The sequence below is a fragment of the Streptomyces venetus genome (assembly GCF_039540295.1).
GTDB classification, from domain to species: domain Bacteria; phylum Actinomycetota; class Actinomycetes; order Streptomycetales; family Streptomycetaceae; genus Streptomyces; species Streptomyces venetus.
Map to the genome: position 1 here is coordinate 240931 of NZ_BAABET010000010.1, position 19286 is coordinate 260216.

The window sequence follows — 19286 nt, forward strand, 5'->3', positions numbered from 1 at the left end:
CTCGTCGAACGCTGCCGTCTTCGGTGGTTCATGGCCACGGGACACTTGAAGGGACAAAGAGGTCCATGGGCAAGAAAATGGGACGTCCGCACGGCAACGGCCACACGGCAAGGCCGGGTCGGAGAAAGGCCGGCCGATCCAAGCGCGCGTCCGGCAAGCTCGTGCGCATGTACCGCCGCTACCACGCGTGGCGCGCCCCGTTCCCGCTGTGGGCGCGGATCGTGTGCGACATCCTGTTCTGGGCCGTCATCGCCGCCGCGGCCTATGTGGCGATCGGCAGCCTGTGCGGAGCAATCCTCCTCGCGGCTCCCCTTGTGCTCCGGTTCCTCGGACTCGCATCGAGCAAGGAGTACGACGACGGCATCGACTGGAGCGACCACCGCATGGGAGGGCAGATCAGGAACCCCGGGCCCAAACTCTAGAGTGGGGCGAACGCTGCGACGAGCCGGTCGTGGAGGGTCTGCGCACAGCGGTGGGGGTCGCGGCATGGTGTGATCGTGTAGATGCCGCGGGTCGGGGGGTCGACGAGCCTCACCGTGGTGACGTCGGTCCGCAGCGCGCACGTCAGCACGCCGGGTATCAGCGCGATGGCATGACCCGTCGCGACCAGGGCCAGCTTGCCGGGCAGATCTGCTGCGCTGAGGTCGATGCGCACGCTGACCCCGGCGCGGGCGGCGTGCTGACGCAGGAGCGCAGCCGAACCGTCGTTGTCCTCGACCCAGGTCTGGTCGGCCAGCGCCTGGATGTCCACCGGACCGCTCCCGGCCAGCGGGTGTCCGACGGGCAGTACGACGACCATGTCGTCCAGCCCGAGGAACCGTCGTTCCAGCCGCGGGTCCTGGGGCAGTCCCGGTGGGGCGTCGGTGACGACGGCGATGTCGATATCGCCGTCGATCACGCGCTGGTGCAGTTGCGCGCTGAGGCCGGGGACCAGGCTCCAACGGATGGCTCCGACCTGCTTCAACAGGCCCCGGACGGCCTCGGGGACGATCCCGGAGGCCAGAGAGGGGGCGGCACCGACGGCCAGCGGCCGGTTGAACGCCCCGTCGCGAGCGTCTCGTGCGGCGCGGACGGCGCGGTCGGCCTCGTTGAGTGTGGCCAGGGCGTGGCGCCGGAACACCTCGCCGGCAGGCGTCGGACGCACACCGCGTGCATGTCGCTCCAGCAGCGACACACCGAGCTGCCGCTCCAGTCCGGCGATCTGCCGGGAGACGGCCGATTGCGTGTGGTTGAGTTCGGCGGCCGCCGCCGACAGCGACCCGAGACGGCACACGGTCACGAAGGTCCGCCACACAGTCAGATCCATCGCGCCAGTATGCCCGGCAGGCATGCGTGTCTCGCAGGGCTGACCTGCGAAACCTGCGCTTGTCGCAGCTGCCGCGGTGCACCACTCTGGCGCACATGACCCCACCACGCACGCCACGAACCGTCGCTGTCCTCGGCTTGGGGCGCATGGGCGCCGCGCTCGCGGCCCGACTCGCCGCCAAGGGCTGGGACGTAGTCGGCTGGACACGCTCCGGGCGTACGTCAGGCACCGTCGAGGTGACCGGCGATCCGGGTGCCGCCGTGGCCAGGGCCGACCTGGTGCTTCTGTCACTGTTCGACGGGCCTGCCTGCCAACAGGTCCTCGACGAGGTCGGCGACTCGCTGCGCACGGACACCATCGTCCTGAACGCCAGCACCATCGCTCCCGCCGAGGCGTCGCAGCTTGCCCGGCGACTCGGCCCGGCCTATGTCCACGCGCCCGTCCTCGGCTCTGTGCCGGCCGTCGCTGCCGGCACCCTGGAGATCCTTGCCGCCGCCGACCAGGACATGCTGGACAGGGTCCGGCCGGTTCTGGAAACGCTGGGCACCGTCCGGCGCGTCGACGATGCCTCCACCGCCGCCGCGCTCAAGCTGATCGCCAACCACAGCCTCGCCGGAGCCGTCCTCGCGCTGCGTGACTCGCTGCGGCAAGGCGAGGCGCTCGGCCTGTCGCGTGCCCAGGTGCTGGATGTCCTCGCACTCGCCCCACTCGGGGGGCTCGTGGCCCGCAAACGGCCCTTCCTCACCGACCAGCCGACCGCGTGCACAGCCGAATTCACCATCGGTGCGCTGGCCAAGGACATGGCACTGCTGTCCGCCGCGTCAAACACCCCTTCGCGCAGCGCGGCCGACCTGGCCGGTACTCCCGCCGGTCCGGAGGCCGACATCGCCGTCGCCGCCACGGTCCCCGCCGTAGCGAGTACCGTGCTCGAACCGCTCCGTGCCTACATCCGCGGGCACGCCACCGGCGACCCCGCACACTTCCGCGACGCGTTCCTGCCCACCGCCCACATCGAGGGCATCCGGGACGGCGCTTTCGTCTCGTGGCGCCTGGACGAGTACTGCGCCCTCTTCCCCGGCCGGCCGGCCCTGGACGAACCGACCCGCTCCCGCCGTATCGACGTCACCGACGTCCACGGCACCGTCGCGACCGCCACCATGACGCTCTGGCACGGCCCGGACACGTTCACCGACATCTTCCTGCTGGTCCGCGTCGACGCCGGCTGGCGCATCGCCAACAAGGCCTACCACCGTCACTCCTGAGAGAGCTGGAACCGGTCCGGCGCGACCTGCCGGATGTCACGCCTGGACGGTGGGGCGGGCGAACGTTGGTCTCACCGAGCTCGACGCCGGGAAGGCGGCCGGTTCCCTCCGTACGGACGTGGACGCCCACGGGGTCTCGCTGCTCATCGTCTACCTGAGCCGACTGGATCGGGGATGGGAGGGTGGCCAAAACCCATCCCGTGGAGTGCCGTGCGAGCGTCTGCTCTAGTCTCTCGTGCATGGCACGCTGCTTTTCGGCCTACCAGGTGACGAAATCAGCCACGTACGCCGAGGTTGTCAGGAGGACCGTTGCACCACGATGAGCGGGCAGACCGGCCCGGAAGCCACGGCGAGCACCAGATCCAACGTGAACTGGGCACGGTCGGCCGCGCCGACCGCTTCTACGACGAGCAGGTGCTGGACCGGCTCAACCCACGGATGCGGGAATTCGTGGCCCGCCAGGAGATGTTCTTCCTCGCCACCGCGGACAGCCACGGCGAGTGCGACAGCACCTTCCGGGCCGGCCCACCCGGATTTCTCCAGGTACTCGATGACGCGACCCTGGCTTACCCGGAGTACCGCGGGAACGGCGTGATGGCCTCGCTCGGCAACATCCGGGAGAACCCGCACATCGGCATGCTGATGATCGACTTCTCCCAGGACCGCATCGGTCTGCATGTCAACGGCCGCGCACAACTGGTCACCGATGACACGATGCGCCGGATGTTTCCCGGCCTGCCGGTCGATCCGGTCCCCGGCAGGCGGCCCCACCTGTGGGTGTGGGTCGAGGTCGAGGAGGCATACATCCACTGTTCGAAGCACATACCGAGACTTGTCCGGGCACCGCTCCGGCAGAACGGCGACAGGACGGACCTGTCCACCGCCGACGGCGAGCGGGCCTGGGGTACGGACGACGCCAGACGCAAGGGCGGCGACTACTTCGGAGCGGCGTCCCAGAATCGCGGGCTGACTCCCCGCTGAAGTCGACTCCCCCGAGGCATCGCGCATGACCGAGCTGGACTCGCGGTGCCACAGTGAGCCGTCCGGGCTCCGGTTCAGCCCGGTCCGCGGCGGCCGACGGCGGCACGCACCCGGTTGAGCCCCTCGGCTCTCCAGTGGTCCCGGTCCGGCATCTGGTCGTCTCGGCGCCAGCGCCAGGCCGAGAACAGCGCCCAGTTCAGGGCGCGGCACCGGTGCGTCAGGTCGTGGTCGGCCCCCGCATAGTGTTGTGCCACGTCTTCGGGCGCATGGGCGAGGTCGAACTCGATCGGTCCGCGGCAGCACGTGGCGAGGTCCACGAAGAGCGGCCCTCTTTTTGTGTTCAGCAGGTTGCCCGGGTGCGGTTCGCCGTGCAGCAACTGCTCGCCGGCGCTGTCGGCGCTGATCGCGGTGCTCAGAACACTGAGGGTGTCACTGAGGAACCGCCGGTCGGTATCGCACAGCTCGGGGGACCGCTCCCGGTTGTTCACGTCTCTCAGTGCCACCGCGACCCGGTCGGTGAAATGCGGTGCCTCCAGATCGATGCGGCGCAGTGCGGCGTGGTGCCGCTCGAACACGTCCGCGTAGTCGGCCGGCGCGGTCTCCGAGCCCACAGGTTCGTAGTAGGTCCAGAGCGAGATGGCGAAGGTTCCGCGTACGTGGACGCGGGGGGCGACTCGCGGGTCGAGCTCAGCCACCGGGGCGTCGACGCCGGCGAGACGGTGAGCGACCTCGACTTCGAACTCGGAATCCGCCAGCTGCCCCGAAGGTGCGACCCGAGCCAGGACACCGCAAGGGACCAGGCGCAGCGCGACACGGTCCGAGTTGTGGATGACGATCACCTCGTCGACCTGAAGTCCCAGCTCCGAAGCGGTCGCCCGTGCCGCCTCAACCGCGCGCCGGAGTTCCGACGGCTCCACGGCACCCTCCCTCACTCACTCATGCGGTGGCCCTACGTCGTTCGGTATGCCCGGAGAAAGGTCCGCACCCCCTCGACGACGAGTGGCCGCACGCGGGCGTCCTCCGCGGCGTTCGCGGAACCGAGCCTGTCCAGTGCGACGCCGAAGGTCAGCGCGATGAACTGGTCGGCCGCGAGCCGGGGGTCGGGGACGTCGAGCAGCCCGGCCTCGGCGAAGGCGGCGAACCGTTCGGCCAGTGCCTCGTCGGGGGTGTCGGCCATGGAGTTGTAGCCCCGGTGCGGCAGGTGGCCTGATTCCGCCCGCACCAGTCGTTGCAGCGTTGCGTACTCCGCCGAGCCGAGCATGTCGGTGGCGATGCGCATCGAGAACGTGACCAGGGCGCCCTCGAGTTCGCCGGCCTCGGTGAGGTCGGTGAGGGTGTCGTCGAGGGTGCGCCGGATCGTGGTGATCAGTGATTGGCCGACAGCGTCGACGACTGCCTGGAGCAGCGTCTTCTTGTCGCCGAAGTAGTCGTAGACCGTCCGCTTGGACACCTCGGCCCGGGCGGCGACGGCGTCGACGCTGGACCGGTCGAAGCCGTCGGTGAGGAACAGTTCACGGGCCGCGGTGAGGATGGCGGCCCGCTTCCGCGTGGACCCCTCGCGCAGTGTCTTCGTGGTCGGCATGGGCTCATCCTAACCTTTCTACACTGCACGGTGTAGTGTAGTTTGACGTCCACGGCCGGCCCGTTCCTCGCCCGGCCATGACGGAAGGACGTCCATGACCACAACCCTGGCTCCCCCGGTTCACATCGGGAAAGCCGCTGTCGGGGCCCTCGGCGTGCTGGCGGTCGCCACCGGTGCCCTGGAGTCGGTGGTGACGCCGACGCTCCCGCTCCTGCAACGCGAACTGGACATGAGCCCCGCCGAAGGGGCGTTACTCAGCATCGTGCTCCTCATCACCGGCGCGCTCGTCACACCGGTCGCGGGCAAGTTGGGCGACCGCTACGGCGGAAAACGGATCCTCATCCGGCTGATGGCGGTGGTCAGTGCCGGTGGTCTGGTGTCCGCCCTCGCTCCGAACCTGCCGGTGCTCCTGCTCGGCCAGGTACTGCAAGGGGCGATGGTGGGCGCGCTCCCCCTGTCGTTCATCCTGGTGCGCCGGCACCTCCCCGCGGGAGAGTCGAAGGTGGCCATCGGGGTGGTCAGCGGGTTGTTCGTGGGGGGCGGGATGGCGGGGACCCTGTCGGCCGGGCCCGTGGCGGAAGAGCTGTCCCGGCACTGGATGTTCGCGCTGCCGACGATCGCGGTCGTCGGGGCCACCCTGCTGGTGAACAGGCTGATGCCGCATGACCCGCCGGGCCGGCCGGACGACGCCGGCATCGACTGGCCCGGCCTGGTTCTCCTGAGCGGGACGCTGGTCACGCTCATGCTCGCGCTCGCGCTGGCGCCCGACATCGGCTCGCAGCCCCTCGCGTTCGGCGCTCTCATCGTGGTTCTGGCCGCTTTCGTGACCGGATGGACGGCCGTCGAGCGTCGTGCGGCCTCGCCGATGGTCGACCTGCGCATGCTGGCACGGCCCGCGATGTGGAAGTCGTGCGTGCTGACGTTCGTGATCTGCGTCGGTACCTCGGTGGCGGTCTACCTCGTCCCGCAGCTCTTCGCGGTGTCCGGCGACGGGTACGGCTTCGGGGCCGGCGCCACCGAGATCGGCTTCTTCCTGCTGCCCGGTGCCGTGGCCGCGTCACTGGCCGGGCCGATCAGCGGGATCGGGGCGCGGCGTTTCGGCTCGCGTGCCGTGGTCACCGCCGGGATCTTCCTCATGGCCGCCGCCCTGACCACGCTGGCGGCCGTGCACACCGAGGTCTGGCACCTCGTCATCGGCAAGGCGATGATCTCGCTGGCCAACGGCCTGTGCGTGACGGCGATGGTGACCAGCACCGCCACGTCCGTCGGTCAAGGTGACACCGGCATCGCCACCAGCCTGGTCCTCGTGACCCGCGTGATCGGCTACGCCGTGGGTGCGCAGGTCGGCGGTGCGCTCCTCACGGCCGGAACCCCTTCCGGTTCGGACGTCCCGGCGGAATCGGCCTTTGTCGCCGGCTTCATCATCGCCGGCGCCGTCACGGCGCTGTCACTGCTTCTCGCCCGCACCATGAGCCAAGGAGTCAAGGAATGAGCCGCACCGGTCTGTCGAGGCGCAAGGTCCTGATATCCGGGGCCGGCGTCGCGGGGCCCGCCCTCGCGTTCTGGCTGAACCGTCACGGATGCGCCGTCACGGTGCTCGAGAAGGCGGGCACACCTCGTGGCGGTGGCTACCCCGTGGACGTGCGCGGCACCGCACTGGAAGTCGTCCGGAGGATGGGAATCCTCCCGCGGCTGCGGGACGCGCACATCGACCTGCGCCGGCTGACCTTCCTCGACGGGGACGGCAGCGAGGTGGCCTCGCTCGACCCGCACACCGTCACCGGCGGTGTCGCGGGACGGGACCTGGAGGTGCGGCGCGGGGATCTGACCGCCGCTCTTCACGCCGCGGTCCGTGACGACGTGGAGTTCTTGTTCAACGACTCCGTCGACACCCTCGACCAGTCCGGCCACGGGGTCGACGTCACCTTCCGCGGAGGCGGCAGGCGGACGTTCGACATGGTGTTCGGTGCGGACGGTCTGCACTCACGTACCCGCGAGTTGCTGTTCGGTCCGGAGCAGCAGTTCCACCGCTACCTCGGCTACTGCTTCGCCGGGTTCACCATGCGCAACACCTTCGGGCTCGCGCGCGAGACCGTGATGTGGAACGACCCGGGCCGGGCCGCGGCACTCTACGCGGTGGACGACGAGGACGACGTGCACGCCCTCCTGAACTTCGCCCACCCGGACCCGCCGTTCGAGGCGTTCCGGAACCCGGAGGCCCAACGGGACCTGGTCGCCGCGGTCTTCGCCGACGCGGGATGGGAGGTCCCGGGCATGCTCGCCGCCCTGCGCGACGCGGACGACCTGTTCTTCGACGCGGTCAGCCAGATCCGCATGCCTCGCTGGTCCGGCGGCAGGGTCGCGCTCGTGGGCGACGCCGCGTACGCGCCTTCGTTCCTCACCGGCCAGGGCTCCAGTCTCGCGCTCGTCGGCGCGTACATGCTCGCCGGCAACCTGGCCGGCCGGGACCACGCCGCGGGCTTCGCCGCCTACGAGCACGACACCCGCGGGTTCGTGACCCTGAACCAGGATCAGGTCGGCAAGGGCGACGCCACACTCTTCCCGACCACCGCCCTGGCCCTGAAGCAGCGCAACGACATGCTGCGCAATCTCAGCGCCATGCCCTCCACGGAGGAGCGGCCGGCCCATTCGGCACTCACCCTGCCCGCATTCACGCCCCTGACCTGAGCACTCGGGACACTGTGGGCCGGGCAAGTCCTAAGCCTGTGCGACCCGTTCGCGTCCCTCCGGCAGCAGCCAAGCCTCCGCGTCCCGAAGGATCCGCGCGGCGTCGAAGCCGTCGTACTCCAGGAGGACCGACCTCATCGTGCCTCTCCCCCGGTACTCGTCCATGATCGCGACGTGCTCCGGCAGGCGTACGAAGCCCGCCAGAGCCCGTCGCCCGGTCCACACCGAGACCGATCCGCAGCGCCGGGCGGTGGGCATGACCCACAACCACATCCCGACCGCTCCGTCGAGATGCGGCCAGTGGCGCCGTAGCGCGAAGCCCCGACGCGCGATTCCGGGCAGGGCCCGGTAGGTCTCGCTCGTGAAGTCGGTGACGCTGACGATCAGCGGACCGCTCCGGTGACCGCGCGTGCCGCTGCCGGCGTCGTTCGCCGCGCCGCCGTCCGGGGCATCACCGGCCGGGCCCGGGCTCCAACTGCTCCTCAGCACGGCCGCTGCGTCCAGGACGGGTCGCGGCCGAGCAGGGCGAGCAGGCGGTGGCCCGGCGGGGCGTCGTCGGGAACGGCGATCCGCCGGCGGAACGCGGTACCGGCGCCGCGGCCCTCGTCCGGGACCCGGGCGGCGACGCGCAGGGCGGCGGTGGTGAGTTCGGCGGAGGGCTCCCACGGGGCGCCGATCGTCACCGCGACGTCCCAGGCGTGTGCCACGTAGTCGAGCACGTGGAAGCCGATCGCGATCCGTCCGGGGACGGTGAAGCCCTCGCCCACCTCCGGCAGCGCGAACTTCCGCTCCAGCACGCCGTCCTGCGCGAACGCCGCGGTGACCTCGTCCGCCGATGCCTCGTACGCCGCGGCGGGGTCATCGCCGAGATCGCCGCCGTGCCACACGGCCCACGGCTCACCCGCGCCGCTGGCGGAGGCGGCGAACCCTTCGTTCTGGCTGACCAGATGGCGGAGCAGGCCGTACAGGGTCCAGTCCGCGCACGGCGTCGCCCGTCCCAAGTGATCGGTCTTCACCCGGGAGACCGCCTCCCCGGCCAGCGACAGCGCCTGGCGGTCCAGTCGTCGTATGTCCATGGCCGGAGCGTAGGATCACACAGCGGTTCAGCTCCAGAGCCAATATGTCGTCAGTTGATTGAGCCAATCGCGAGCGCCGGAGCCGACGACGGCCGAGTCGATATCGCACAGTCGAGACGGGAAGCCGACATGGACGTGCACGTCAGGCTCGACGGGAAGCGCGACCTGTCCGGCCAGATCTACCGCCAGTTGCGTGCCGCGATCCACGACGGGCTGCTGCGGCCCGGCGATCCGCTGCCCCCGACGCGGGAACTGAGCCGCCGTCTCGCGGTGGCCCGCAACACCGTCGGCGTGGCCTACGAACGGCTCGTCGCCGAGGGTTACGCGGACAGCAGGGTCGGCTCCGGGACCCATGTGCGCGCCACGGGCCTGCCCACGCGCGGGGCCGCGACCGCCACCGGCACCCCCGGCTCGGGGCTGCGCCCGCGCGCCCTGTGGGCGGGCCTGTCCCCATGGGCGTCCCCGGAGATCACGGGAGCGACCACGGCGGCCCACGACTTCCGGGCCGGCTTGCCGGACGCCCGGCTCTTCCCCTACGACGCCTGGCGTCCCCTGATCGCCCGGGAAATGCGCCTCTCGGCGACCGGGGGCGTCGGATACGGCGATCCGGCCGGCCACGCCGGGCTGCGGGCCGCACTCGCCCGGCACCTCGGACTCTCGCGCGGGGTGCGGACCCACCCGGACGACGTGCTGGTGACCACCGGCACGCAGCAGGCCCTCGACCTCATCGGGCGGGTGCTGCTCGAACCGGGTGACCGGGTGGCCGTCGAAGAGCCCGGCTACCCACCGGCCCGGCTGCCGTTCCTGGCGCAGGGTGCCGACGTCACGGGCGTACCGGTGGACGCCGAGGGCCTGCTGGTGGACGCCATCCCGCCGGACACCCGTGCGGTGTACGTCACCCCCGCCCACCAGTTCCCGCTCGGCATGCCGATGTCCCTGCGGCGCAGAACGGCGCTGTTGCGATGGGCACGACGGCACGGAGCGGCAGTGATCGAGGACGACTACGACAGCGAATTCCGGTTCGGCGGGCGGCCGGTCGAGACGCTGCAGAGCCTGGACCGGGACGGGCACGTCATCTATGTGGGGTCGTTCTCCAAGGTGATGCTGCCCTCCCTGCGCGTCGGGTACCTGGTGGCGCCCGCCACGCTGCGCACAGCACTGCGCACCGCGAAGTACACCGCAGACTGGCACACGGCGGTCCCCACGCAGGCGGCGCTCGCCCGCTTCGTCGACGACGGGTTGCTGGCCCGGCACATCCGCCGGATGCAGCACACCTACGCGGCCCGGCACCAGTCGGTCACCGGCTTGCTCACCGACCACTACGCGGACCTCACCGAACTGGTGCCGTCCGCCGCGGGCCTGCATGTGACCGCGTTCACCCGGGGCCGCCTCGCCGAACCGGGCGCCGTCGCGGACCTGGCCGGCCGGGCCCGGGCGTCCGGCGTGGCGGTCTACACCCTGGCGGAAGTCGCCGCGAACCGCTCCGCACGTCCGGGCCTCGTCCTCGGCTACGGCTCGATCAGCACCCCGGACATCGAGCCGGGCCTGTTCCGCGTACTCGGCCCGCCGGCTCGGTCAGCGGGGCCGCCAAGGTGACCGACGCCTACTCCTTCGCCTCCGGCGGCAAGGCGGTGACCGGTGTCGGCAACGGAAAGGGGGGTGGCCGGTGGTCCACCGGCCACCCCGGCCGCCCCGGCCACCCCGGTCGGCACGGTGACGAACGTTCCCTGGGCGTCCGGCGTCATAGCGGTAGCCGTCTTCGAAGGGACCGCCGCCATGACCGCCGTTTCTCTCACCGCCCGTGCCGTGGCCGGTGCCGTGCTGATCGGAGGGGTGTTCTGCGTGGCCGCCGCCTGCGGCAGCGGCGCCCCGCAGAGCGCGCAGCCGCAGGACCGCGCCCCCTGGCAGGAGCCCGCCTCGTACACCTACACGCTCCGGTCCAGCGAAGGAGAGCGGAGTCTGCTCGGCACGTTCCGGATCTCGGTCCGCGACGGCGCCGTCGTCAAGTCGGTGGGCCTCGACGGCATGGGCCGACGCGCGGTCGAGAGCGCCCCCGACGCGGTGCCCACCATCGGGGAACTCGTGGAGGAGTTGGAGCAGGCCCGCCGCGAGGACGCGGACACGGCCGAGGCGGAGTACGCCCCCGACGGGCACCCGGTACGGATCACACTGGACTGGGAAAGGAACGCGGTCGACGACGAGGCGCGTTACGTCATCAGTGCCTACGAGCGGACCGAGCAGTAGGGGACGCTGGACGCCCGTCACGGTGGCTGCACGCGGCGTGCCAGTCTGCGTGCCCAGGCCTGGCTCGGCCTTTCGACGTAACGATAGGTCATTAGGCAGATGGGCAGGAGCACCGTGAAGAACGCGATCTCGAGCGCGAGTTCGTCGTGCCGCTGCCGGCCGATCGTGCTGTCGATCACCGCCAGCAGCAGCGGGTGCACCAGGTAGACCGAGTAGCTGATCGTTCCCAAGCCGGTCAGCAACCTCGGTATGCGCCGGCGCCGCGACGCCATTCCGGCGCCGAAGGTGAGGACGGCCAGGAGGAACGCCAGGATCCAGCCCCGTCGTGTGAAGTGGTCGCCGTCGCCGTACAGGGAGGCACTCCCCACAGAACAGGCGACCACCACGACGGCGGTGCCGACCGCGCGACGCCAGGTGCTCTGACCGTGCTCGGCACGGTGGACGGCGGTGCCGAGGAACATCACGGCGAGTACCACCAGGCTCTCCCAGAGCGGAACGGTGCCGTTGCACAGGACCAGGGCGAGCGCCAGCACCCCGCCCAGCACGCCCCCGAACCTCCGGAGAACGGGTGACCTGGCGCTCGCACAGCAGATGGCGCCTCCCATGGCGATCGAGGCGAACGCGATCAGCGGGCCGGTGCCGACCAGGCCGGACAGGGCGGAGGCCGGCAGCACGACCCCTGCCGTCACGCTCAGGGCGGCGAGCACGGCCCCTGTGACGGCGATCGCCGCGGACTGTTGATGCAGGCGGACCGTGAACAACGCGACGACCAGCAGGTAGAAGGACATCTCGTAGGAGAGCGTCCACAGGACGAGCAGGAGACTGGGCGTGCCCAGCAGCTCCTGGAGCATCGTGACGTGGGCGACGGCCACGGCGAAGGCGCTGTGCCCACCGAAGTCACGTGTCTCCGCGACGCCTGAGAGGTGAGCGGCGAGGAGCACGGTGACGACGACGGTCCAGAGGGGGTACACACGGAGGACCCGTCCGATCCAGAACGTCCGGACGCAGCCCCGGCGTTCCAGTGACGCGGGGATGATGTAGCCGCTCACCAGGAAGAACAGCATGATGCCGTAGCGGCTGGTGTTGAACTGCGGCATCAACTCCCGCCGGAAGTCCGCCATGAAGGTGTACGAGGAGTGGTCGAAGACCACGACGATGGCGGCGATGCCGCGCAGCGCGTCCAGCCAGCCCAGTCGCGACGGGCCGGCCGTCGTGATCGCCGTAGGAAACTTGAAGGGGACGGACGGTGAACCCGCTGGAGAAGCGGGTTCCACGGGTGGGGATTCCATGATCCGAGTTCAGCGGCCGGGGCATTGTTCGGCAGTACCGTTCCGGCGGCCGAACATTGCCTCTGTCACGGGGGCAGCGGAGGGGTGAGGGTGTGGCGGGGCGTCGTGAGGTGCCGGTGGATCCGGCGGCGGGTCCGGTGCAGCGGTTCGCGTTCGAGTTACGCAAGCTGCGGGCAGAGACGGGAGGAATCACCTACCGGGCCCTGGCCCAGAGGGCGGGTTACTCGGTGACCACCCTGTCGCAGGCCGCGGCGGGCGAGCAGTTGCCGACGCTGCCGGTGGTCCTGGCCTACGTACGGGCCTGCGGAGGCGAGGAGGCACTGTGGGAGGCGCGGTGGAAGGAGGCAGTGGAGGAGTCCGCCGGTGACGCCACCCGCGACGCCGAGGGAGCACCTGCGCCGTACCGGGGGCTCGCACGGTTCGAAAGCGGCGACAGCGGCCTGTTCTTCGGCCGGGAACAGCTCACCGCCGACCTGGTCGACCTGCTGCGCCGCCGTCGGTTCGCCGCGGTGTTCGGCCCTTCCGGCAGCGGCAAGTCCTCCCTGCTGCGGGCCGGCCTGATACCCGTCCTCCGGCGGACTCAGGAGGCGGACCTGCGTCCGGCGGCGGTCCGGATCCTGACTCCGGGCGAACGCCCCGCCCGCACCCACGCCTCCCTTCTCACACCCGTAGGGCCGGGCGACGGCAGCGCCGGCGCGGACACGTTCGTGATCGTCGATCAGTTCGAGGAGGTCTTCACCCTCTGCCACGATGCCGCCGAACGTGCCCGCTTCATCGACCTGCTGCTGGCCGCCGGAGAGCCCGAGAACCGATTGCGGGTGCTGCTGGCGGTGCGCGGCGACTTCTACGGACGCTGCGCCGAGCACCGCGACCTGGCCGAGGCACTGCGCGATGCCAACCTGCTGGCCGGTGCGATGAGCCCGGCGGAACTGCGCGACGCCGTCGTCAAACCGGCCGCGGCCGCCGGACTGACCGTGGAACGCGCCCTCACCACCCGGCTGGTCGAGGAGGTCGCCGACGCGCCGGGCGGGCTGCCACTGCTGTCCCACGCCTTGCTGGAGACCTGGCGCCGCCGCCGGGGCAAGACCCTCACCATGGCGGGCTACGAGGCGGCCGGATGCCTGGACGGCGCGATAGCCAAGACCGCCGAGAAGGTCTTCGGCCGGTTCACCGACGACCAGGCGGCCACTGCCCGCCGGGTGTTGCTGCGTCTGATCGCCCCCGGTGACGGCACCCCCGACACCCGCCGTCCCGTCGAACGCGCGGAACTGCTGCCCGGCACCGGCCGGGAGGACACCGCCCAGGTGCTGGAGGCACTCGTCCGGGCTCGGCTGCTCACCCTGGACGGCGACACCGTCGAGATGGCCCACGAGGCCCTGATCACGGCCTGGCCCCGGCTGCGCGGCTGGATCGAGGAGGACCGCGAACGCCTGCGTGTGCACCGGAACCTGACCGATGCCGCCCACGCCTGGCAGGAACTGGGACGCGAGAAGGGCGCCTTGTACCGGGGAAGCCGGCTCGCCGCCGCGCGGGAACACTTCGGCGGCGCACCCCGCGAGGATCTGACCGATCTGGAGCACGCCTTCCTCGACACCAGCCGTGACCACGAGCGAAAGGGCCGTCGCCGGTACCGGCTGATGCTCGGCGGGGTCACCGCCGCCCTGTGCATGGCCCTGGTCGCCGCCGGCCTCGCCGTCGGACAGTGGAGGAGCGCGGTCACCGCCCAGGTCCTGGCCCAGTCCCGGCAACTGGCCGCCGAGTCCGGTGCACTGCTGGACACCGAACCCGACCTCGCCGCACTGCTCGCTGTCCAGGCCTACCGCACCAGCCCGACCCGCGAAGCCACCGCCGCCCTCTACGCGGCGGCGGCGCTGCCACTGCGCAAGCGCCTGATCAGCGGCGGCGAACCCGTGCGATCCATCGCCCTCAGCCCGGACGGCCACACCCTCGCCACCCAGAGCGGAGACGGGAAGGTGCGGATCTGGAGTCTGCCCGGAGGGCGGCTCCGGCGCACGTTCACCGGTCACGACATCAGCACGGTTGAGGCGTTCAGCCCCGACGGACGCGTCCTCGCCGTCGTCACCGAGGGCAAGGCCGGCCAGGCGACGCTCCTGGACTCGGACACCGGCAGGAAACTCAGCACCTTCGCCGTACCTGACGGTGCGGTGCGCGGCATGGCCTTCAGCCCCGACGGACGTACCGTCGCCGCCGGCTCCGTGACGGCTGTCCGGGTGTGGGACGTGGCCACCGGCCACACGCGGCACAGCTTCACCGGCCTCCCCGACCCGGAGGCGCTCGTCTTCGGCCCTGACGGACGTACCTTAGCCGCGGCAGGCTTCAACGGCTCGGAGCGGGTGTGGGACCTGGCCACCGGCCGCACCCGGACCGCCCACGACCAGACCGGGGGCCGTGCGGTGGTCTTCAGTCCTGACGGCCGGACCTACGCCGTTGTCCTCATGGACGGTTCGGTGCAACTGCGGGAGACGGCCACCGGCGTCCTCCGGCGCGTGATCAAAGACGGTCCTGTCCATACGAACGAGGTCGCCTTCTCCCCGGACGGGCGGACCCTCGCCGTCCCGCACCCGGGGGACACAGTGCGGCTGTGGGACACCGCCTCCGGCACGGCGCGTGCCACCGTGACCGCCGGTCACCGCGGAGGCGGAGCCATGAAGGTGGCCCTCAGCGCGGACGGGCGGACCTTGGTCACCAGCAGCAACACCGATCCCGCCGTCCGCGTCCATCGGCCGTCCGCTGAACAGCCGCGGACGACTCTGTCAGGTCACGCCGGCACGGCCGTCGCCCACCTGGCGTTCAGCCCGGACGGACGCACGGCGGCCACAGTTCACCAAGGTCCGCCCGGCCGTGGATCAGTAGAGCTGTGGGATGCCGGGAACGGCAACCGAGAAGCCTCACTGACGCTGGACAGCGACCAGGCACGCCAGGGAGAGGACCTGCGCGTCATCGTTTCCCGCCTCGGAGCCGTGGAGTTCAGCCCGACCGGGCGCGCCGTAGCTGCCAGGTCCGTCAAGAGAGGGGTGATCGAGGTGCGGGATGTCGCCACCGGCCGCCTCCGCCGGAGCCGGGTCCTGGACACCTACACCGCAGCGGTCTTCGGCCCCGGCGGGACGCGGCTCGCCATGGTCGACGGAACGGGGGCGGTCCGCGTCTGGCACCTCTCGACCGGCGCACTCCGCACGGTCCGCGCCGGCCACGGCCGATCCGTCAGAGCGGTGGCGTTCGCCCCGGACGGCCGGACCCTCGCAGTCGTCGACCATGAGGCCGATGACGAGAGGGTCACGCTGCTGGACGTCTCGACGAACCGCACACACCGCACCATCAGGCCGGGCGCCCGGAGCGAGCTGTCCCTCGCCTTCAGCCGGGACGGGCATGTCCTGGCCACCGCGAGCGGCAGGAACGGATCCGTGAAGACGTGGGACACGCGCACCGGTCGGCTCCGTGAGAGCTTCACGGCCGACGGCGAGGTGAGGTCGATGGCCTTCAGCTCCGATGGACGCACACTGGCCGTAGGCAGCGTCAGAGGCGTCCAGTTGTGGGACCTCGCCACCAGCCAGCCCAGAATCACCCTGCCCACCGGCTCGTCCACGGCAGTGGCGTTCAGCCCGGACGGACACACCCTGGCCATCGCCGCGGGCGGCTCCGCGGGGCTGTGGAGCGTCGACCTGCCCGACCCGGCCCGCGCGATCCGCACCATCTGCGAGGCCGTCGACTGTGCCGCGAGTACGGTCGCGCGGCGATGACCGCTGCCCCGGCGCGGGTCGGGTGGTCGCCGGGCGGTGCCTCACCGGTCGGCCGGACGGTCCGCCGTGACCAGCCATGACGTGCTGCGCAGCCGAACGGTGCCGTCCGCTGTTTCGTGGTCGCGCAGATGGTCCGTCAGGACCTGGCGGGCGCGGGTCCGGGCGGTCGGGGCGGCCTGCTCCAGCAGGTGGCGACCAGGACCCGTCCCCAGCAGGAACTCCGCCGCGTCTTCGGCGCCGTGTCCCCATGTCCCGTACACCCGCGCCTGGTTGATGGCGATGGCGGTGAACCCGGCAGCGGTGAGGACGTCGCGGATGCGGTCCGGGACGGACAGGGAGAACATGCCGGGCAACCCCGGCCGGCCGAAGTCGCCGACCGGCAGGACGACGCGCAGTGATGCGACCGCCGCCACCCACTCGTTGAACGTGGCGTCCGCCGGGCAGACGAACGCCAGGCGCCCGCCGGGCCGCAGCGCCCGGCCGACGTTGGCGAAGGCAGCCACGGGGTCGGCGAAGAACATCACCCCGTAGCGGCTGATGGCCGCGTCGAAGACGTCCGCCTCGAAGGGGTGCGTCTGCGCGTCGCCCTGCGTGAACGCGACGTTGGTGATGTTCTCCCGCTCAGCGCGGGCCCGGGCCTCGGCGAGCATCGGGCCGGACAGGTCGAGGCCGAGCGCGTGTCCTCGGGGCGCCCGCAGTGCGGCGAGGCGCGTGGTCTGCCCGGCACCGCACCCGAGGTCGAGGGTCCGGTGGCCCCCGGTGATTCCGGCGGCGTCGAGGAGCGGCTCGTCGAACCCCTCGTTGACGGCGTTCCAGCGGTCCTGGTGGCGGGCCCAGTGGGCACCTTCGGGGCCGTTCCATGCCTGCGCCTGCTCGGTGTTGACGATGTCCGGCACGAGTGCCTCCTGGGATGGACGACGGGGAATGGGCATGCGCCCAAACAGTATGGGCGCATGCCCAAACTGGCAATCCCCGCTACGATCCGAGGGGTTGTGCCCGTTGAGGCGGCCGGGACGGAACGGAGGAGAGGCCCATGTCACCGCGTGGAGTGGCGACGCCGGACGTGCGCGAGCGGCTGTTCGCGGCCGCCGAGCGCGTCGTGACCAGGGACGGGCCCGGTGCACTCACCAGCCGTGCGGTGACCACCGAGGCAGGGTGCGCCAAGGGGCTGCTGCACGCGCACTTCGCGGGGCTCGACGAGTTCGTGGCCGAGCTGTGTCTCGACCGGTTCGCGCGAACCGCAGCCAAGGCGAGGGAACTGCGGGGGCTCGCCGGACAGGGAACGGTGGCCCGGAACCTCGACGCCGTAGCCCTCGCACTGTTCGACTCCGGCGGCCCCGCCATCTCGGGCCTCGCCATGACCCGTCCCGCCGCCACGCTGCGCATCCGGGAAGCCCTGGAAGGCGGGGCGCCCGGCTTCACGGCGATCCAGGAGGCCATCGCCGGCTACCTGGAGGCGGAGCGGGGGCTCGGCCGGGTGCCGGAGAGCGTCGATCCCCACACGGTGGCCCTCGCCGTCGTCGGAACCGCCCACCACCTCCTGATGACCAGCTGGCCGGGCACACCCGACCCCCGGCCCCCCATGAAACGCCTGGTCGCCGCGCTGGTGGAGGGCTGAAGCCTGCCTGACAGGTCATGGGGCGAGTGACGGGGTACCGGCCGGGCATGCGGTAGGTCGGGCTCGTCCAGGAGCCCTGGACGTATTGTCCCCATGGCCCCTGTGGAGGTTTGGCATGGTGGTCGACGGCATACCGGCACCCCTTGCTCGCGGCGCCGCGCCGGACACAGCAGCGCGCAAGCAGCGTCTGCGCCGCCGTCTGGAGCGGCTGCTCGGCGTGGCCGCCACGGAAGGCAATGACCTGGTGCCGCTGCGCAACGGTGACGAGATCTTCCCGGCCATGCTCGGGGCGATCCGTTCGGCCCGGCACACCATCGACATGATGACGTTCGTGTACTGGCGCGGCCAGATCGCCCACGACTTCGCCGCCGCCCTGGCCGACCGCGCCCGCGCGGGGGTGCGGGTGCGGCTGCTCTTGGACGGCTTCGGCGCCAAGGAGATCGAGCCGCGGCTGCTGGAGCTCATGAGCGACGCCGGTGTGCAGGTGGCCTGGTTCCGCAAGCCCATGTGGCTGTCACCGTTCAAGCAGAATCACCGCTGTCACCGCAAGGCCCTCGTCGTCGACGAGCACACCGCCTTCACCGGCGGCGTCGGCATCGCGGAGGAATGGTGCGGCGACGCCCGCAACCCGGACGAGTGGCGAGACACCCATGTACAGGTGCGGGGTCCGGCCGTGGACGGCATCGCGGCCGCGTTCGCGCAGAACTGGGCGGAGTGCCACGACGAACTCTTCGACGACCGTGACCGTTTCACCGAGCACCCGCAGGCCGGCTCGTCGGTGGTGCAGGTCGTCCGGGGGTCCGCGAGCATCGGCTGGCAGGACATGCAGACCCTCATCCGGGTGCTGCTCACCTCCGCCGAGGAGCGCTTCCGGCTGGCCACCGCCTACTTCGCCCCGGACGCGTACTTCGTCGACCTGCTGTGCGAGACCGCTCGTCGCGGGGTGCGTGTCGAGATCCTGCTGCCCGGCCCCCACACCGACCAGCGCGCCTGCCAGCTGGCCGGTCAGCACCACTACACGCGTCTGTTGCGGGCCGGCGTGCACATCCGGCAGTACCAGCCGAGCATGATGCACGCCAAGATCATCACCGTGGACTCGGTCGCCGCCCTCATCGGATCGACCAATTTCAACCGCCGGTCCATGGACCACGACGAGGAGATCATGCTCGTCGCCCTGGACGAGGAGTTCACCGCCTCGCTCGACCGCGACTACGACGCGGATCTGAAGCGCAGCGTGGAGATCGACCTCACCCGGTGGAGACGAAGAGCGGTACCGCAACGCGTGAAGGAAGCCGCGGTCACGCCGATCCGGCGCTTCCTGTAGCTCCACCGCACATCCGCGGCCCGGCACCGGATCGATCAGGAGATCGCGCAGACCGGCGCACCGACCTGGTCGTCGTCGAAGTGGACGGTCTCGTCACCGCACTGAACGCCGCGCGCAATCCGGAGAAGCGGTCCCGTCCGGAGCGGGAGACCGCCCTG

At 71.1% G+C, this 19286-nt stretch carries 17 protein-coding genes; 10 read left to right on the top strand and 7 right to left on the bottom strand.

What is annotated here, in order from left to right; translation table 11 throughout:
- The first annotated feature begins 167 nt into the window (after nucleotides 1–167).
- Nucleotides 168–422, top strand: a complete 255-nt coding sequence (locus ABEA82_RS30335; RefSeq protein WP_345664899.1) for a hypothetical protein — start codon at nucleotides 168–170, stop codon at nucleotides 420–422.
- Here the strand turns inward: ABEA82_RS30335 and ABEA82_RS30340 are convergent.
- Nucleotides 419–1306, bottom strand: a complete 888-nt coding sequence (locus tag ABEA82_RS30340) for a LysR family transcriptional regulator (protein WP_345664900.1) — start codon at nucleotides 1304–1306, stop codon at nucleotides 419–421. The two genes, ABEA82_RS30335 and ABEA82_RS30340, sit on opposite strands and share 4 nt — an antisense overlap.
- 95 nt (nucleotides 1307–1401) lie before the next feature.
- On the opposite strand from ABEA82_RS30340, the gene ABEA82_RS30345 reads away from it, so the two are divergent.
- Together ABEA82_RS30345 and ABEA82_RS30350 are read left to right on the top strand one after the other, a co-directional pair.
- Complete coding sequence (locus ABEA82_RS30345; protein WP_345664901.1) at nucleotides 1402–2568, top strand: nuclear transport factor 2 family protein; 1167 nt, start codon at nucleotides 1402–1404, stop codon at nucleotides 2566–2568.
- Between the two features lie 309 nt (nucleotides 2569–2877).
- A complete protein-coding gene (locus ABEA82_RS30350) occupies nucleotides 2878–3549 on the top strand; it encodes a pyridoxamine 5'-phosphate oxidase family protein (RefSeq protein ID WP_345664902.1) in 672 nt (223 codons plus the stop codon).
- Between the two features lie 74 nt (nucleotides 3550–3623).
- On the opposite strand, the gene ABEA82_RS30355 is transcribed toward ABEA82_RS30350, so the two are convergent.
- Both ABEA82_RS30355 and ABEA82_RS30360 read right to left on the bottom strand, forming a co-directional pair.
- A complete protein-coding gene (locus tag ABEA82_RS30355) occupies nucleotides 3624–4466 on the bottom strand; it encodes a phosphotransferase (protein ID WP_345664903.1) in 843 nt (280 codons plus the stop codon).
- A gap of 32 nt (nucleotides 4467–4498) precedes the next feature.
- The gene (locus ABEA82_RS30360) at nucleotides 4499–5131 is read right to left on the bottom strand and encodes a TetR/AcrR family transcriptional regulator (RefSeq protein WP_345664904.1); all 633 of its coding nucleotides are present in this window, start codon (nucleotides 5129–5131) and stop codon (nucleotides 4499–4501) included.
- Nucleotides 5132–5225: 94 nt separating this feature from the next.
- Here ABEA82_RS30360 and ABEA82_RS30365 point away from each other — a divergent pair, with 94 nt between their 5' ends.
- On the top strand, nucleotides 5226–6623 hold the full coding sequence (locus ABEA82_RS30365; protein ID WP_345664905.1) for an MFS transporter: 1398 nt from the start codon (nucleotides 5226–5228) through the stop codon (nucleotides 6621–6623).
- Entirely contained in the window at nucleotides 6620–7819 is a 1200-nt protein-coding gene (locus tag ABEA82_RS30370; RefSeq protein ID WP_345664906.1) for an FAD-dependent monooxygenase, read from the top strand. The genes ABEA82_RS30365 and ABEA82_RS30370 overlap by 4 nt, the downstream gene beginning before the upstream one ends.
- 30 nt (nucleotides 7820–7849) lie before the next feature.
- Here the strand turns inward: ABEA82_RS30370 and ABEA82_RS30375 are convergent, their stop codons facing one another.
- The gene (locus tag ABEA82_RS30375; RefSeq protein ID WP_345664907.1) at nucleotides 7850–8308 is read right to left on the bottom strand and encodes a hypothetical protein; all 459 of its coding nucleotides are present in this window, start codon (nucleotides 8306–8308) and stop codon (nucleotides 7850–7852) included.
- A complete protein-coding gene (locus ABEA82_RS30380) occupies nucleotides 8302–8895 on the bottom strand; it encodes a TIGR03086 family metal-binding protein (RefSeq protein ID WP_345664908.1) in 594 nt (197 codons plus the stop codon). The genes ABEA82_RS30375 and ABEA82_RS30380 overlap by 7 nt, the downstream gene beginning before the upstream one ends.
- Nucleotides 8896–9024: 129 nt before the next feature.
- Here ABEA82_RS30380 and pdxR point away from each other — a divergent pair, with 129 nt between their 5' ends.
- Both pdxR and ABEA82_RS30390 read left to right on the top strand, forming a co-directional pair.
- Nucleotides 9025–10491 carry a MocR-like pyridoxine biosynthesis transcription factor PdxR gene (gene pdxR, locus ABEA82_RS30385; protein WP_345664909.1) on the top strand — a complete coding sequence of 489 codons (1467 nt, stop codon included), beginning with the start codon at nucleotides 9025–9027 and terminating at the stop codon, nucleotides 10489–10491.
- Between the two features lie 180 nt (nucleotides 10492–10671).
- Complete coding sequence (locus ABEA82_RS30390; protein WP_345664910.1) at nucleotides 10672–11139, top strand: DUF6174 domain-containing protein; 468 nt, start codon at nucleotides 10672–10674, stop codon at nucleotides 11137–11139.
- Between the two features lie 17 nt (nucleotides 11140–11156).
- Here ABEA82_RS30390 and ABEA82_RS30395 read toward each other — a convergent pair whose 3' ends face one another.
- Nucleotides 11157–12428: an acyltransferase family protein gene (locus ABEA82_RS30395; protein WP_345664911.1), complete on the bottom strand. Its 1272-nt coding sequence runs from the start codon at nucleotides 12426–12428 to the stop codon at nucleotides 11157–11159.
- 92 nt (nucleotides 12429–12520) lie between these two features.
- Between ABEA82_RS30395 and ABEA82_RS30400 the strand changes: the two genes are divergently transcribed.
- On the top strand, nucleotides 12521–16186 hold the full coding sequence (locus ABEA82_RS30400; RefSeq protein ID WP_345664912.1) for an nSTAND1 domain-containing NTPase: 3666 nt from the start codon (nucleotides 12521–12523) through the stop codon (nucleotides 16184–16186).
- A 41-nt stretch (nucleotides 16187–16227) separates the two neighbouring features.
- On the opposite strand, the gene ABEA82_RS30405 is transcribed toward ABEA82_RS30400, so the two are convergent.
- Nucleotides 16228–17082, bottom strand: a complete 855-nt coding sequence (locus tag ABEA82_RS30405; protein WP_345664913.1) for a class I SAM-dependent methyltransferase — start codon at nucleotides 17080–17082, stop codon at nucleotides 16228–16230.
- A gap of 137 nt (nucleotides 17083–17219) precedes the next feature.
- Between ABEA82_RS30405 and ABEA82_RS30410 the strand changes: the two genes are divergently transcribed.
- Nucleotides 17220–17804, top strand: a complete 585-nt coding sequence (locus ABEA82_RS30410) for a TetR/AcrR family transcriptional regulator (RefSeq protein ID WP_345664914.1) — start codon at nucleotides 17220–17222, stop codon at nucleotides 17802–17804.
- Nucleotides 17805–17919: 115 nt separating this feature from the next.
- Complete coding sequence (locus ABEA82_RS30415; protein ID WP_345664915.1) at nucleotides 17920–19128, top strand: phospholipase D-like domain-containing protein; 1209 nt, start codon at nucleotides 17920–17922, stop codon at nucleotides 19126–19128.
- Nucleotides 19129–19286: the final 158 nt, after the last annotated feature.